The sequence below is a fragment of the Oxalobacter paraformigenes genome (genome assembly GCF_000158475.2).
Taxonomy (GTDB): Bacteria; Pseudomonadota; Gammaproteobacteria; order Burkholderiales; family Burkholderiaceae_D; genus Oxalobacter; species Oxalobacter paraformigenes.
Genome location: NZ_KI392031.1, coordinates 871,744 through 888,804 on the forward strand (window position 1 = coordinate 871,744; position 17,061 = coordinate 888,804).

Here is a 17,061-nt window from a genome sequence, read left to right on the forward strand (position 1 = left end):
GGCGGAAATGGCAAGGCCCAACATATCCCTGATGGCGGCTGCGGAAATCGAATTGCGGCGTCGACGCAGGCTGAAACTGGAAATGCCCCATAACATCCTCATTCCGGAAGAGCAAACCTTTACGCAGTGGTGCGAACAGCTGGGCAGAGAAGGCCTGCGTGTTGATGGTATTCCTTTTTCACTGGAAAACCGGCCAGCCATGCGGTTTCTCTATGATCTGCTGCCGTCTACGCCCGAAGAAGCCTTCCGGAAAACCATCGTGCTGCAGAAATGCGCCCAGGTCGGGTTTACTGTCATGGAAATGCTGTATGCCATTTACGTAGCCATGAAATGGATGCCTTGCAAAGTCGGGATGTATCTGCCCGGACGCGATCTGGCGGCCATCAAATCGTCAGAGCGTTTTATCCCGATTGTCAGGACCATTCCGGTCGCCCATAACTGCCTGACAGATGGCAAGGCGTCCGAAGGCAATGTCCTTGTCCGCAGTATGGGGGATTCCCGGTTTCATTTTATGTGGACGTCGGGGAAGACTTCAACCGAATCCATACCGCTGGATGTGTTGACGTTTGATGAAGTGCAGGAAATGCTGGTGGAAGATATGGAAAAGACGCAGGAACGTCTGTCAGCGTCTTCCATAAAATGCACGTTGATGGGATCGACGGCAAACTGGCCCGAAGCCGATATCAATTGGTGGTATTTGCGTGGATGTCAGTACCGGTTTCATACTTCTTGTCCGCATTGCCGGAAATCGTTCATTTTTGACGATCATTTTCCGGCGTGTGTTGCTTATAACCATGGTCAAATAGCGGGTGCACCGTCAGACGATTACTGTTATGTCTGCCCTTATTGCCAAGGCTGGATTGCCGATCCTCAAAACGGGGAGTGGATTGCCGACAATCCGGGCGCCGAAATCATTTCGGCCCATTTTTCGCAGTTTCTGTCGCCGACTATTTCTCCGAGAGAAATCATCGAGAGTTTTTACAATGCCAAAAATCTGAAGAATTTTTACAACCGCAAACTGGGAAAACCGTACATGGATCCGTCTCAGGTACCGGTTACGATGGCCATACTGGAAGAGTGCGAGCGGCTGGGTATGAAAGCCGGATTGCAGTGGAAAAAATCGTCAAGGGAAGCGTTTATGGGCGTGGACAATATGGGCGGTTTTGCCTGTGCGTATCTGGCGGAAAGAATGCCGGACGGACGGATGGCGGTTATCCATGCCGAGGCGATTTACGGACTTGACCCATGGTCCCGTCTGGATGAATTGATGGACGATTATCATGTCGTAGTCTGCTGTTGCGAGCAGCTACCGAATTATGACAGTGCAAAACAGTTTGCATCCCGTCATGTCGGCAGGGTGTTTCTTGTATCGTCCTATACCAATATCGAAGACGACATGATCCGTTGGGGAGACGCCAGTCTGTCACAATCCGACCGGAAAACGGCCGAAGAATACCGGGACAGATATACCTTGTCGATTGACCAGTACAAGCTGATGTCATGGGCGATGGCGAGGATAACCCGGAAAATGACACTTTTCCCGGCATCGGGAGAATTGACGCAGGAAATCGATATCAAGGGCCGCATGGAAAAACGTCCGATTCTCCGGGACATGGTCTGGCCACATTTCACGAAAACGGCGCTGGTGACAGAAACGAGTGAGGATGAACACAAAATCAGACGCAAGGTCGTGAAAGTCGGTCTGGACCCGCATTTTTCTTTTGCATACATGTTGTGCTGTGCGGCATGGTGCCGTGCGTATGGCTCGGCAACCTTTTTGATGCCCGATACCGGGAAAAGCGAACAAAGAAAAGAACTCGAAAAGCAAATGCCAGGTTTGCCTGAAAAGGTGCTGGATATTCTTGAGGACAACACTGAAAGCCATACCTGTTCAAAATGCCTGCATTATCAGGATGGCCGGTGCATGGAAAGGCAGTTCCGGACACGAGCATCAGATGTCGCATGTGACTGGTTTATTGCCAAATAGCCGATGTCGTGACGGTACAGTGATCTTTGTATCAAACACTCAGACCCGTCATGTCCGAACCCACAAATAATTCTGCGCATGAAGACGCTCAGGCTGCCCTGAAAGAGCGGCAGGCGTTACACACGCCCAAGTCCGACTCCGATCTGATTTTGCCTTTTAATGACCTTGTCTCGATCGTCAATGGCATAAAAGAGGATTTCGCGCAAATGGATATGGCAAAAGCCGCCAGAATTCTCGATTACGCCAATGATTACCGGCATTCAGACAGGGGGATGCAGTCCGTCAGCCTCGATCAGTTCCAGCTCCAGCAGTCTGGCGAATACTACGAACGTCCCTCTTACCTGACCTACGAAAACATGCGACGGATGGTCCAGCAAACTCCGATTCTGGAATCCATTGTATTGACCCGGACACGGCAGGTGATGCGGTTTTGCAAGATTCAGGAGAGCGGTCATGGACTGGGATTCGTTATCCGGCATGTCGATAAAGACCATCAGTTAACTCAAAGCGAACAGGAAACGATTTCCCTGCTGCAGCAATTCATCATGAATTGCGGATGGGAGTTCAAGCCGCGGGAGAGGAAGCGTCTGAAGCGGTCCAATTTCGCTACATTCATGGCACGGTCGGTACGTGATTCGCTCATCATGGATTCGGCGCCGATCGAGACCGAGATGAAAAAAGACCGTTCGCTTGGGATTGACGGCTTTTATACGGTGGATGGGTCAACGATCCGGCTTGTCCCGGAATCGGGTTTTCGGGGTGACGAAGATGTGTTTGCGCTGCAGGTTATCCAGGGGAGGATTATGACGGCCTATACCCTGGACGATCTGATTTACGAGCCGCGCAATCCCCGAACGGATGTCGATCTGGCCGGTTACGGCATGTCGGAAGTCGAGTTGCTGGTCAAGATCGTGACGGGTTTTTTAAATGCCTTGCAACTCAATTTGAGGGGATTTTCCGAGAATTCCATTCCACGGGGTTTTATCAATTTGATCGGCGATTACAAACCGGATGATCTGGCGTCGTTCCGGCGGTACTGGAATTCGATGGTCAGCGGCGCAAACTCGTCGTGGTCGTTACCGGTACTGGTTGCCAAGGATCCCTCTTCCAGGGCGACGTTTGAACGTTTCGGTATTGATTTTGACGAGATGTATTTCAGCAAATGGATGACGTTTCTGACGTCCATTGCCTGTGCTGTTTATGGCATTTCCCCCGACGAAATCAACTTCGAATCTTTCTCGGTCGGGAAATCGTCTCTTTCCGGTTCGGATACGGCAGAAAAACTGAGCAATTCCCGGGACAAGGGATTGCGGCCGTTGTTGGCCTACTATGAATCGCTGATATCCGATTACATCATTTCTGATTTCGACGAGAAATACTGTTTCCGTTGGACCGGCATTGACGACGAAGATGAAACACAACGGCACGAAATGCGCAAACTGGTCATGACCGTAAACGAGGCCAGAGCACGCGAAGGAATGGAAGCCATGGATGGCCCGATCGGTGATGCCCCGCTGAATCCATCCCTGATTTCTCCATGGATGCAGATGCAGAAATCCCAAAACGACACAGAAGAGACGGAAGAAAATGATGACGAGAATTTCCGGCAGGGAGATCAGAACGACGAAGACAACAGCGAAACTGAAGGAGATGACGACCCTGAAGAGGACAGCGCCGAACAAGACGAGCAAGGCCCGATGGAAGCGGATCAAACGTCTTCTGAAAAAGAAGGTTTGCAGAAATCGGAGGATGCAGGAAATGGCGCTGTTCCGGTGATTTATCGGCTTGGAGATTACTGAAAGGATAAAAACGATGGACGAAACGGATTACGCAAACGATCTGGCCATGCGCACGACCGAACTCGCTATCCGGGAACAGCGTGAAAAAGCGGCCCAGATTCCGGCAGGGAAACCCGGAGAATGCGATTTCTGCGGAAAATGGTCCGGTCGTTTGGTGGATGGAGCTTGTGCTCCCTGTCGGGACAGGTACCATCTGAAATGAGTATTTTGATCGATATTGAACCTCTGTCGTACGGTTGCGCTGACCATGCACTCGAAGTCCTGCATAAGGCAATGTCCGAAGACGACGATATCTGGCGTGAGCACGAGAATGTCTTTATCCGGGAATTGGTCAAACGGGTATCGGAAAAAGGGATCGCTCATCTGGATAACCTGAAAAAGGATTTGTTGTCCTGGATCGGGAAAACGCCTACAGGACCGAGAATGGCAAAGCCAGTTGTCGGAATGGTGGGCCGATGGACCGTCAATGAAATGGCTGCGGCATATGCCTATCTGTCGGGGATCCCGAAAACGGCGTGGAAGGCAGAGGATTATCAGTTGCTGGTCGATTATCTCGTCCAGCGGCATTTTCCCGATAATCCCATACAGTGGGCCGATTACATCGTTAAACGGTCCGTTATGATGGGAAAAATACAGGCGGTTTCGGAGTCAGTGACAGAGCATCAGGCAAGGCAATTGCTGAACCACTTTTCAAACGGCAAGATTTTTGAAACTCTCGGACAGATGGCCGGGCTGAACCAGACGATTATCGATTACGGTATTGCCCATTGTGCCGATCTGATACAGTCCATCGAGGATTCCTCCAGACACCAGATCAAACGGATTGTGCTTGATCACCAGAAAAACCTTCAGCTCGGCATCAAACCGGAGCAATCTTTACAGACAAGGTTGTTTGACACGTTTTCACAGCTCAACCGCGATTGGCGCCGCATCGCCGTGACCGAACCGGGCGAAATGGCCAATCAGGGATTTGTGGCGTCTGTTGCTGCAGGCGAAAAGCTCAGGAGGGTAGAGCAGTATCACGGCGCCTGTCCATTTTGCCGGAAATGGGACGGGAAAATCCTGACGGTCGTTCCGCCTGACAAACCCGACAAGGATTGGGAAAAGGAAATCTGGATCGGAAAAAACAATTCCGGACGGTCCGTGTCTCCCTATAAACGTGTGGACGGGAAACTGGTCAAAAGAAGCGCAAATGAATTGCTGATGCCTGCGGCCGGTTTGTTCCATCCCCATTGTCGGGGGATGTGGCTCAGGGTTGCGAAAGGCGCGGAACCTGATGAGTTTACCGCCTGGCTGAATAACTTTCTTAAGGATATCAAGTAGGCAAAAGGACAAATTGTCGTGACGTTACGCTGTGTCCATCATGAACACAGGCAAACTTTATTTTCTCATCAAGGGCGGACAAGGTTCCGGAAATTTCGGCCATAAAGGACGGGCCGGCAAGGTAGGCGGAAGCGCCAAGAATGACGGACTGTCCAGCATTAAAGAAACCATCATCGCCCATGCTACACCATGGCGCCATCTCGATTTTTCAAAAGAAGCGTGGAAACAGGAATTTCCTGATGGTGGCGTACATACGCCAATCGGTTTTGTGAAACTGGGTGAAAACCAAACTGAAAAGCTGTTAGATAGAAAACGAAAGACATATTTTGGTTTGATAAAGCCGACCTTGGAAAAGCCGCTTTATATTGTTTCTGAACGCGAAACACCGGAAAAAATTCAGGAAAGGAAAGATAAGGGAGAGGGTGTAGAACGGGAAAACGTTATACATTTCATCAAACCATTCATAGTAGCTGATGGCAATGTACAGTGTTTTTGCTGCATTTCTATTAAAAGAGGGGAATTTGAAGTCGCGATCAGCTCATCGCCCAGAAAGATAAAGCAAGTTTTCAACGCGATCAGAAAACATGCACTGATTATTCCGCAGAGAAAACCGGGCATCGTCCAACTGCCAAAGCAGAGCTCTACCTTAACAGATGATGCCGCTTCATCTGGGAGGGACGATGACCTGGCTAAGGCGGCAACCTGTGTATATTCTATAACAAAATCCACTGAAAACAACGAAATATATGCCATTTGTTTGCCTGAATTGCATAAAGCCATTTGCGAAATTCCGGATGACACGCTTTTAAAGGGCGGCAAGGGATCAGGCAATTTCGGGCATGCTGGTCGCCTAGGAAAAGTTGGCGGCAGTAGCGCAGGACACGGTATATCGAGGGTTACTGACGAAAGCGAAAAGCAATACAGGGAAATAGAAGCGAAGTACAAGGGAACCAACGCATGGATGAAGGCCCCGAATGGGAAGCCCACCAAACTGACCGAACGGCAGTGGGTACAAGTCAGGACTCACAATTTCAAGCGATGGTTCGGCGATTGGGAAAATGATCCCGACAATGCTTCAAAAGTGGTGGACGAGAATGGCGAGCCACTGGTTGTTTATCATGGGACGGAAGCAGGGACCCGAAATGAAAGAGTCCGAAAAACGCCATCCCCCGAGTATTTTGAAAAAGCCCGGGAGATTTACCGTCAGTTCGGAGAAAAATATGAAGCTCTTCGCGCCGGAAGAGACTGGAGCGAGCTGAACAGAGATGAGAAATTTATTTCCGAAAGCCATGCCCTTGTCGAGTGGCGAGAGAGTGAGATAGCGAAACTGGAACGCGAGTATCCAGCGGTCGAAGTCAGGGAAATTATCGAACGGGAGCCGATTCAGGTATTTGACAAAAAACGTCTCGGACAGAACACAGAAGGCAACGCGAGCAACTTTGGACTGACGGGAACGGCATATACAGGGTTCTGGTTTAACGTAGGCGGTGACGTGACGATGGTGGGCAACAATGTGATATCGTTGTTCCTGAAAATCGTTAATCCTCACGATACAGGGACACTCGATGATCTGGCCGGAGATATCTCGGCAACCGGCAAGAAAACAGCGAAAGCTGCCGCCAAGGCGTATCTGGAGACACTCCGTTACGGGAAATACGACGGGCTTGTTCTGGAAGATACGGAGATCGGTGGCACGTCTTATGTCGCGTTCCGGCCAAACCAGATCAAATCCGCCACAGACAATCCCGGTGCCTTTTCAGCCAATGATCCGTCCATAATCAAGTCCTATGCCGACGTACTGTCCCCTGAAGGCAATCTGCTCGCATCCGGTTGCCTGATCAAGGAATCTTTTATGAAGAAGGCCCTGGAGGAGGGTGAACGGTGGGTAACGGTCCACCCCAATGGCGACGGAGCAAAGGGCGTCCCTGTGCTGATCAGGGAACATCCGGACGGAACGGCCACTGTCATTGGAGGCGCCGGCGGCAAGCTCAACCATCTCAAACTGCGAGGGATCAAACCGGAATCTGACTACAAAGAAGCCTTGCGTCAGAAAGAAGAAGATCGGAAGGCGGCCAGAAAACAGCAGATTGAGGCAGACAAGGCGTCGGGTATGCACGCACTTAAAGTGGCCGAACGGAAGAAGCTACAGGAACGGATGAAAAGCGAACGGGCGGAATTCGTCCAATCCGTTGCGAAACTGGCTGGCTGGAAACCCGAAGAACTGGATTTTGATGAAGAAAAACACGCTGGTTTGTCACCTAACGCACTCGAAAAGGCACGTTCAGACCATGAAAAGGCGCTTTTCCGTAAGGCCAAAGAAACAGTTGATATTAACCGCAAGCGGCTGATTGAAGATGCAGAGGCGAGAGCACAGGCTGGACTGGGAGAAGTGCCGTTGCATTCAAGTTCTCCTGATAGTCTTTCAGTTCAGGACATTGCTCCATTACCGGAAATCAATGCATCAAAGCTTGGCTTCAATCCGGAATACCAGTCCCGATCCGGGATAAGTGCCGATCAAGCAAAACAGGAAGGCGCTTTATTTTTATCTCATCCAGATTCTGATGATCAGAATTCAAAGGATGTAAAAAGCGATTTAAAAGAATCCATTAATAAAGAAATATCAGAATTCACTTTAAATAATCCCGATTCGGTTTTACCGAAACCACGGATTCTTGAAGACGCTCAAAAAGCCGCTGATCTGCTCAGATCGTACAAGCGGTTGAAAATGGTCGAAGCAACTGCAAAGGACGCACAACGCAAACTGGATACGGCAGATAAGGTCGAATCAAAAGCGCAGATTATTGAAGTTTCTGATGCAGATGTCGATGAAAAAACTCGGCAGGATATTGAACAAAGTGTTCGTACAGCCGGGGCAAGATCATTCCTTGATGAACTGAACAGACGTGGCGGAGAACTACATCTTGCTGGCCATGTGGCGTCTGGTGCATTTAACGCACTGAACGGCGCGGCATTGGCAATCGGTGGAGACGCTTTGATTGACCGGTCAGTTGTGGATGTTCTTGGCGTGTCCGGTGCTGCTCAGGTACTTGCCAGACGGATATACAACGACATGGCAGCTGACACGGATAAGGTCAGGCAAGCGATGGAGGAGTATCACGTCAGCCGTTCCGATGAACTCCAGAAAACGGCTCTGGACAAGGCCAGACAGTACTACGATATCGCATCATCTATCGAATTGCCGGAAGCGTCCGATGGATTCGATCTGGTCATGGCACAGGAAGCCAATCACAAGCGGAGACAAGCAGTTTCAGAAGCGCAAAAGATACTGGGCCAGGCTCATGGTGAAATGACGGCCACTGCGTCACTGGTGGCGGCACTGCAAAGAAAGCCCACGGACCCGATTGAAGTCAATATGGGCGCCTTGCCTGCCGATGCTGCAGTGACACAGCTCCGGGCAATTGGCGTCCAGCCAGGCGAGTATCATCTGGCAAAAATCGGAAACTCCCTTGTCGCGACGATTTCTCCTGAAGGGTTGGACAATCTTTCCAGACCCGTAGATGTGGAAGGGATGGCACAGATAAGGCGAAATCTCGACATCATGGAAGGGAAGTATGACGAGGATGGCTGGTTGCCGAAAGGGTTTGCGAAACGTCCTGATCTGTGTATGCGGGTGGAGCCGGGTGTCGCGGAAAAACTGACCGAGCCATTTCATCCGGGAGAAAACTTGCAGGAGTCACTGCGGGACTATATCGGTTCCCGTATGGCTGATGGCGATGCCATGCAGGATATTTTTGCCGATATCCAGTCCAGCCACTTTTTCCAGAAGTCAGGCGATCCGGACGCTTATCGTGACGCGCTGGATACGGTTGCGTCGCTGAAAGACACGAACGGGAAAATACGTCCGCTTGAAACGCTTCGCCATGCCTGGGAAAAGATGGCAGACGAATTCGTACAGAAGCGATACGGTACCAGTCGTGCTCCGATTCATCGGCAGACCTTCGATGTTGACCAGACGTCGTGCGATGCCCTGCATCGGGCCTTATCCGAAACCCCCGAAGGGGTGCTGGCATACAAAGCGATTGGCGATCTTGCGTCCGGTGACAGGAGAAACCTGAAAAAATGGTGGGAAAACCAATCGCCCGGAAAATCGTGGTCTTCTTTTTCCGCTTTGCATGATTCACCGGTACAGGCGTTCGAATCTGTCCAGCACATGATCCGTTCCCGGATTGTGAAAGGATTCGCTGATGCGCATAACCGGCTGAAAACGGATGCTCCACTTATGGTGGGCAGGAATAACAAGCTTTACACGATCGGTCACGCTGCAGAACAGAAGCTGGCGGGCATGATGTCGGTTGTCGGAAAGAATTTCAAACCCGGTCAACCGGTCAAACTGTGGCAACCGACCATGTCCGGTGGCAAGGCATATGCCCGGCAACGTTTCCTGAAGCTGTTTGAAGCCAATAAACGGATTGTCGGGGCTTTGGGGACGGGGTCTGGAAAAACGTCCCTTCAACTGGGTGGATTTACTCACTTGCATGAGCAGGGTAAAGCAAAGCGTGGTCTGATACTGGCGCCATCCGTGGTACAGGCTCAATTCGGCGGGGAAGCACTGCGTTATCTCGAACCGGGCAAATACAAGTGGCATGCCGATCCCGGCGCGTCACGTAACCAGCGTCTTGCTGCATTGCGTGACCCGTCCACTCATATGGTCGTCGCGACACACCAGTCGTTCCGTGACGACATGATTCATCTGGGCGCAAAGCAAGCCGGTATTTCGGAACAGGATATGGCTAAACAGCTACAAACCATGTCTGACGACGACCGTTCGGCATGGGCGAAAGGCGTCATGAAAAAAGAAGGGATCGATATTGACTATCTGTCAGTTGATGAATCTCAATATACCCTTAACCGGGACGGGAAGGAAAATTCCAGACTGGCCAATGTGGTGGATGCCGTTGCCGAACATATGCCTTATTACATGCTGGCAAGTGCCGATCCGGTCAAGAACGATGCATCGGAGACATACGATCTTTTGCGGAAGATGGACCGCAAACGTTATGCGGACAAAGGCGCTTTCATGCGACGGTATGGACGTGATGCCATATCTGCCAAGGATGCCCTGAAACGCGAAATGGCAAGGTATGTTTACGCTTCGAAAATTGATCCCGACGTCAAAGCCGACCGGAAAGAAATTGCTGTTCCCCTGAACGACAGTCAGAAAAAATCGCTTTCCGATCTCGACAAGGCTGTGTCGGAAATCCGGATATCGGCGATGGAAGGCAAGACAGCCACGGAATTGGTGAAAAAACTCTGTCCAGAACATTTTGCCGGTGTTCCGTCAACCAAACACGAAGAAGTCGCCAAAGCATTGCAGAAAAATGCTGGCCTGCTCAGAAATGCCGCGATCAAACGCATCATCAATACGAGCTCAACCAGCGCAAAACTGGACAAGGCCGCTGAAATCGCCGATGCCCGAAAAGGCAAGCCGGGTGTCATTTTTGCGCACAATCTCGAAACAGTGGAGAACCTTAAAAAACGGCTGGAATCATCTGGACATCGGGTAGTGGCGCTGACAGGCCATGACTCGACGTCAGAAAAAGACAGAAAACGCCTGATGTTTGCACCGGAAAAAGGAGAAGCCAAGGCTGATATCCTGATCGCGTCAGACGCGGCAGCAACGGGTTTGAATCTGCAACGGGGCCAATGGCTGTTGCAATACGATACGGCGGATACAGCCATGGTCCATGCACAGCGCAATGGACGTATTTTCCGGACAGGGCAGAAAAACGATGTGGAATTGATGGATTTGGTTGCCGATCATCCGGCGGAAAGGGCAGCACGTGACAGGCTGGCCAGAAAGTACGAACTGCGGGAATTGCTGACGTCGCCCATGGAAGGACTGGACGATACCGGTCTGGCCTGGTATTTGCGTCAACGACTTGGAGGGGCCAAATAATGGAACAAATGCTGACGTCGCTTGCCGTTTTGTCCGCCAGAACGGAACTGGCCGAAAAGAAAATCCTTGATGCCGCCATCGCACGGCGAAAAACCATTATCGAGCAAATGAATACGCTGCGTACTGATGCGTTGCTCGATGAAAACGGGAGCGCTGGAGAATACATGCATCTGGTAACGGAATTCGGCCAGCTTGAAAAAGTCATTGCACTGGCAAAAGATCGCCTGTCCAGACAGAACTGACTCTTCAAATCACGCAGTCGTGACAAGACCATCGGGGGTATGAAAACTGATGATTTCCTGTTATCCGAGATTCCCGATTACATCTGTTTGGGTGGGATGCTTAAAGCAACCCCGAAAACGGAAAGGGCTTCTCGCATCCTCTACCTCGAAGCCTCCAACGAAGATATCGATCGGCAGAATGAAATCGTGCTGCAGAAAGCCTTGTCAGACAGTGCCGATTATTACTTGCGTCACGGCAATATCGACATCTCTCATTTTTCCCTGATCGGCCCCAAGGCCGGCCTACCGGATTACATGGCATACGAAATCGGAAAGCCTGTGGCTGTCAAAGTCGATGGGAAAAGGACTTTTGTCAAGGCGGAACTGTATCAGGGAGAAAGCCCGATGGCGAAGAACGCCAACATGGTCTGGGATTCCCTGACGAAACAGACGCCTCCTGCCCGCTGGTATGCATCGGTTGGCGGTTCGGTCCTGTCGAAAGCGATAAAAACGGATGAAAACGGTAATCGTATCGCGGTGGTCGACAAAGTCCGCTGGAACAACACGGCACTGGACCGTTGCCCGGTCAATAAAACGGTCGGGGAGGTATCGACCGTTCCGATCGGCGTTTTTGCCAAGTCACTCAATGGATTTGTCCTCAAGGGACTTTCATCAGGATACGAAACCGATTCGGCTTTTTTAACAGGAGGAGAAGCGCTGCGCAAGCAGTCTCTGGAAGGCGGCCGTATCAGTTATATCGAATTCCGCAATCGTCTGGCTTCCCTGATCAGGGCAGGAAAGATGGATAGCGGCAAGGGAGCGCGGGGACTCTGCGCATTGGTCCAGCGTGAGATGGGCTTGTCCGGATCTCAGGCTGCCGAGTGGGTCGACAGATTCCTGCGCGACCTTAAAAGACAAGGAGATGGAAATGGAAAAAAGTGAATTTGAAGAATTGTGCAAGGAGCTGGATTTGCTGAAGAAATCCCAGTCTGACGAAGATGATGGCGACAAAAAAATCAAGGCCGCGTCCGAAGAAGATGAGGAAGGCAGCGATGACAATGTAAATAAAAAAACGGCTGATACGGAAGACAATGAAGACGAAGAAGACGCTGAAGATCAGTTTGGCAAATCGTTGCCCGTTATCTTGCCATCCGGTGAACAGGCCGTGGCTGTTGATGCCGGTCAGTTGATCAAGTCATTGCAGAATGGCATTGATCGTCTCGGAAAAGGTCTAAAAACCGACCGCGAATCTTTTGCGAAGTCTCTCAACGTTTTGACCGAAAAAATGGAAGAACAGGGCAAGGTCATCAAAGCGATCGGCGAGCAGGTGATCAGGATGGCGAAATCCGGTTCAGGGCGAAAATCCGTCGTTGATCTTGGAACGTCAATGACCAAAAGCCAGCCACAATCGCTTTCGCCCAGTGTATTGCTTGCCAAATGCGAACAGGCGATGCTTCAGGGGAAATTGACCGGGTATGAGCTCTCTTCGGCAGAAACCTATGTCAATCGTGGGATGGAAATCCCACAAAGCATCCTTTCAAAACTGGTTTAACGAAATCATTCTATAAGGAGAAAAAAGTGGATTTTTTAAATGGTTTGAATAACGCTCCGGCAAATATGGTTTCGTCGGGACAGGCATCGATGAATGATGTCGAGGCCCTGAACAAGGCTTTATCAGCCGGATATGGTACTGATGTCGCTGGTTTGACAGGCGGTGCCGCTCTCAGAGTGCAATCGCTTGATAAAACACTGATGTCTGTTATCCAGGACAACAAGCATTTTGTCCTGTTTAATAAACTGCCAAAGCCAAAAGCAGATGCAACAGTTGACGAATGGACAGAACAGTCTGGCATCGGTGGTTTCCTGGGTGGCTCGAGCAATTCTGAGCTCGGCATCATCAAGGATGCGACCGGTCAATATGCCCGCAGGGTTGGATTTGTGAAATATCTGATGACAAAACGTCAGGTTTCTCTTGTGCAGACTCTGCAGGGATCTATTACTGAAGCAGAAACAGTTGAGCAGCAAAACGGCGCAAAGCAACTGCTGACGGATGCTGAATTTCTATGTTTCGAGGGCGACTCCAGTGTTGTTCCGACGGAATTTGATGGCATTGTCGCGCAAATTGTGTCATTGGATTCGGCAGATCATGTGATTGATGCAGAGGGCGAATCCTTGTCCTCTATCAGCGCGGTTGTCAACGGTGCTGCGACTATTGGCGGTTATGGTAACTTCGGTACGGCAACGGATTTGCTCGTATCGCCAAAGACCGGCGCTGATCTTGACTTCAACCTTGACCCTGCCTATCGGGTTGTTTTACCGAATGGACAGGAAGCCAAACGAGGTACTCCTGTACGAGGTATTGTGACGGCTCAAGGGGATATCGCGCTCAATCGTGATGTGTTTATACGTGATGAAGAAATGCAAATCCCGTTCCAGCTTCGCAAGGGCGAACACGCGAAAATTGCAGCAAACAATGCGTTTGTACCAGTAAGCGTGACTGTTGATGCTACTGCGACGGATACGAGTTCGAAATTTGCGGCCAAACATGCCGGGAATTATTACTATGCCGTCGCCGGTGTCAATGCCGATGGTCAGTCCGTTATCGTCAAATCTGAGCAGGTCGCTGTGACCGCAGGGAAGAAGATTGTGTTGACCATTACAGCATCGACTGCAGGCACAGAAATCGGTTACGTGATTTATCGATCCCGCCTGAATGGTACGAACGAAACGGGCGATTTCCGTGAGATGTGCCGCATTCCAAAAGCGGGTGCAACCACCACATATACCGATCTCAACAGGGAAATTCCTGGTACCACTAAGTCATATATCCTGAATATGAGCCCATCGGATAATTCGATCACCTGGCGTCAGCTCTTGCCTATGCTGAAATTCCCTCTGGCTACCGTAAATCAGGCTGTGATTCCATGGGCGCAGCTCATGTTCGGTTACTTGCGCATGGCCAAGCGTCAACATCATGTTGTCATCAAGAACATCGTTCCGAGTGGCGCACGCTGGAAACCGTTTGGTTAAAGGAGAAAACGGCGCCCTTCGGGGCGTCAGTTTAAAAGCATAGGGTGAATTTATGAAAATTATTTGCAATCTGCCAAATGCATCGACATTGATCAATGGTATTCCGTTCGAAAAAAACGCTGACGGGAAACTGGTGTCCGTTGACGATGTGCCGGAAAACATGCTTCCCATTTTTCTCTCTATCGAGGGATATGCCGAATTCCCGGAACAAACCGGCGATGACAGCGGTGGGGCTGATGACGGCGATCCGGATGATCACGATAAAGGCGGACAAGACGAACCCGGCCCCTGGGAAAATGAACCCGGTGAAACGGATACGGAAACTCCATCCGGCACTTCTGATGACGAAAGCGGAGATATCGAAAAAGATGATTCCGGAGAAACCCCTCAAACACCGGAAGGGAATGCATCCGGATCCAGCCGTCGCCGGAAACGTTAATACTGTAAGGACAAAAAATGGAAATTGGACAGAAAGCCCGGCTTATCCAGCCGGTTATTCAGGGCGAGATTATCGATACCGAGTATGACAAGGATGCGAAAGAATTGCGCCATCTGCTTGTTTATGAGGATACATCCGGGACGCGACAACAACGCTGGTTTCTGGAATCTCAGCTGGAGGAAGTCAAATGAAAAACGAAAAAGCGTCCGCAAAAACCAGTGAAGGTGTCGGACTCGGCCGGAAAGGGGTGATGTCGGAAAAGGCAGAGGCCCATGGACGATATTTTGTCGAATGCCACGATGCTTTCGGCAATCTGAAATTCCGAGATATGATCGACAATCTGGTCACAACGGCCGGAAAGAATGACGCACTGGATAAATACCTGTCAGGAACCGGTTATACGGCCAACTTTTACATTGGTCTTGTTTCGGGTACGGGATATACCACAGGTGCCGTTGCAGCGGATACGGCAGATAATCATGCAGGCTGGCAGGAAGACGTCAATTATTACGAGGCCACGCGTCCGGCGGCGGTGTTCGCTTCTGCGGCAGGCGGCAGCAAATCGCTTTCGGCCGCGCTGACGTTTTCGATCAGTGAAACCACGACCATCAAGGGATGTTTTCTGGCGACGGAATCGACCAAAGGCGGCACGTCTGGCATCCTGTATTCGGCGGGACTGTTTTCCGGCGGTGACAAGATCGTTTCCGATGGCGATACGTTGAGTGTATCGTACACGGCATCGCTGTAACGTGACATGGCTCTCGTACAGGCAAATCAGCTGGAGGCGATAAACTGCTGGCACGGCAGCTGGAAAGACGGCACGTGGGCCAGCAAGGGCGCTCCCAAAGACGAATCGTCAAGAACGGCAGAAACGAGAGCCGCTGCCGTCGATTCGTCTGCTTTGCAGGATGCCTGTTATGCTTCTCCGGCAGTCTTTCGCGCTTCCGCCCAATCGCCGGCATCGCTGGATGACCATACGGCAGCGATTTATACCACGACGGGTATCTCCCACAATCCGGCGCGGATGGTGGATGACTTTTCCGGAATCCATGTTACTTATTCGGATATTGCGGAAAATGTCTCGTCGAACGATCGGCTGCAAAGTATCAAGTACATCGGATGTGCCCGTCAGGAAATGATTTCGCCTCTTGCCCTGGCCGACGCATTGCAAAGGTATGGCGGTATCGAAAAGGCAATGTTGACAGCATCGGATGTCCAGGCTGCTTTGATGTCGGCTATCGCGCTGCAGAATGAAAACCTGTTTCTGTCGGATTCAAACCGGGCAAATGCCATTCACAGAATCGGAGCCGTGGAGCAGATATACGCTTATTCCCGTGCCATGTTTTCGAGGATGCTTCATGCCAGTTACAAGGCCGAGGGAAATTCCGGGGCGGTATCGACTGCCAGCTATCGTATCCGGGCTTTTGCAGAGGGAAACGGCAAAGCGAAAGCACGTACAGGGGCATGGCTTGGCGCAAATGCTGGGCTGTTGCAGGAACTTGCTGCTGCACGGGATACGGCTTTGTTGCAGGTTCGCTTCCCGGTCAAAAATACGGTTACGCTTGATGCGACAGATGACTTAAAGGCGCAAATCGGTGCCATAAGCGCCGTGCTTGAGCCTGTGGCCGCGATTGCCATACCCGGTTCGGTTATCGCAACACTGTCGAATGTACGGGAAAACATGCGTCTTGTCGAAACCGCATTGGCCTTTTCGCATCGTTTCGCGGACGCAAAAGAAAAAAACGAACCGGACACCGTCGAAAGCGTTCTCCAGACGTTGCTGGCGCAGCATACTGCCTTGGCGAAAGCCGGGGAAGAGCAGGTTGGTGGTGCCCTTGTCAGGAACAGCCATGATGCAATGGCTGCAGCGGGTGATAACATAATTGTCACTACAGGGGTGACGGCGGGTCTTTTTGAGGCTGTTGTTCCTGGCACGTGGTCCACTTATTGCTATGTGACAGCGGGCGCTCAGGAAGAATCCGTCATACCGCTTGAATGGCAGGTGGCTGCCAGCCGGTATGCCGGTCTGCTCTATGACATTCTGGCTGCCTGTGACAGGGAATACGGTCACTTCAGGGCTTTCCCGTATTGCATGGAACGGTCGGATATGACTGGACGGGGAGCGGCACGGACGCGGCGCGAAGCTACCCTTTCTGAACAAGTGACCCTGCGGGAAAACCGGTTTGTGCTGCATCTTACACCCACTACTGTGAGAGAGGTTCTCAATGCGGTCGATTTCTGTTTTGTTCCCGACCGGATGCAGCCAGTCGAGGGGAGTTCTGCCGCCAGGCGTATTTTCAAAGTCCTTTCGGACGCCAGAATCTTTACCCTGTCGTGATGTTACT

At 51.0% G+C, this 17,061-nt stretch carries 13 protein-coding genes; all 13 read left to right on the forward strand.

Going from position 1 to position 17,061, the window contains the following annotated elements; all coding sequences use genetic code 11:
- Nucleotides 1-7: 7 nt before the first annotated feature.
- Entirely contained in the window at nt 8-1,987 is a 1,980-nt protein-coding gene (locus tag OFAG_RS07950) for a phage terminase large subunit family protein (protein WP_005876823.1), read from the forward strand.
- A gap of 50 nt (nt 1,988-2,037) precedes the next feature.
- On the forward strand, nt 2,038-3,786 hold the full coding sequence (locus tag OFAG_RS07955) for a phage portal protein (protein WP_005876821.1): 1,749 nt from the start codon (nt 2,038-2,040) through the stop codon (nt 3,784-3,786).
- Nucleotides 3,787-3,799: 13 nt separating this feature from the next.
- Nucleotides 3,800-3,988 (forward strand): hypothetical protein, encoded by a 189-nt coding sequence (locus OFAG_RS07960; RefSeq protein WP_020995111.1) that lies wholly within the window; start codon nt 3,800-3,802, stop codon nt 3,986-3,988.
- A complete protein-coding gene (locus OFAG_RS07965) occupies nt 3,985-5,109 on the forward strand; it encodes a hypothetical protein (protein ID WP_020995112.1) in 1,125 nt (374 codons plus the stop codon). Before OFAG_RS07960 ends, OFAG_RS07965 begins: the two co-directional genes overlap by 4 nt.
- Before the next feature lie 757 nt (nt 5,110-5,866).
- Nucleotides 5,867-11,026: an ADP-ribosyltransferase-containing protein gene (locus OFAG_RS07970; RefSeq protein WP_147617653.1), complete on the forward strand. Its 5,160-nt coding sequence runs from the start codon at nt 5,867-5,869 to the stop codon at nt 11,024-11,026.
- Complete coding sequence (locus tag OFAG_RS07975; RefSeq protein ID WP_005876815.1) at nt 11,026-11,268, forward strand: hypothetical protein; 243 nt, start codon at nt 11,026-11,028, stop codon at nt 11,266-11,268. Before OFAG_RS07970 ends, OFAG_RS07975 begins: the two co-directional genes overlap by 1 nt.
- A 39-nt stretch (nt 11,269-11,307) precedes the next feature.
- On the forward strand, nt 11,308-12,189 hold the full coding sequence (locus OFAG_RS07980) for a hypothetical protein (RefSeq protein ID WP_005876813.1): 882 nt from the start codon (nt 11,308-11,310) through the stop codon (nt 12,187-12,189).
- Nucleotides 12,176-12,799 carry a hypothetical protein gene (locus tag OFAG_RS07985; protein WP_020995114.1) on the forward strand — a complete coding sequence of 208 codons (624 nt, stop codon included), beginning with the start codon at nt 12,176-12,178 and terminating at the stop codon, nt 12,797-12,799. The genes OFAG_RS07980 and OFAG_RS07985 overlap by 14 nt, the downstream gene beginning before the upstream one ends.
- Before the next feature lie 26 nt (nt 12,800-12,825).
- Complete coding sequence (locus tag OFAG_RS07990; protein ID WP_005876809.1) at nt 12,826-14,277, forward strand: hypothetical protein; 1,452 nt, start codon at nt 12,826-12,828, stop codon at nt 14,275-14,277.
- 52 nt (nt 14,278-14,329) lie between these two features.
- Nucleotides 14,330-14,716: a hypothetical protein gene (locus tag OFAG_RS07995; protein ID WP_005876808.1), complete on the forward strand. Its 387-nt coding sequence runs from the start codon at nt 14,330-14,332 to the stop codon at nt 14,714-14,716.
- A gap of 17 nt (nt 14,717-14,733) precedes the next feature.
- A complete protein-coding gene (locus tag OFAG_RS13890) occupies nt 14,734-14,907 on the forward strand; it encodes a hypothetical protein (RefSeq protein WP_005876806.1) in 174 nt (57 codons plus the stop codon).
- Nucleotides 14,904-15,464 (forward strand): hypothetical protein, encoded by a 561-nt coding sequence (locus OFAG_RS08000; RefSeq protein ID WP_005876804.1) that lies wholly within the window; start codon nt 14,904-14,906, stop codon nt 15,462-15,464. Before OFAG_RS13890 ends, OFAG_RS08000 begins: the two co-directional genes overlap by 4 nt.
- Nucleotides 15,465-15,470: 6 nt before the next feature.
- Nucleotides 15,471-17,054: a hypothetical protein gene (locus OFAG_RS08005; RefSeq protein ID WP_005876802.1), complete on the forward strand. Its 1,584-nt coding sequence runs from the start codon at nt 15,471-15,473 to the stop codon at nt 17,052-17,054.
- Nucleotides 17,055-17,061: the final 7 nt, after the last annotated feature.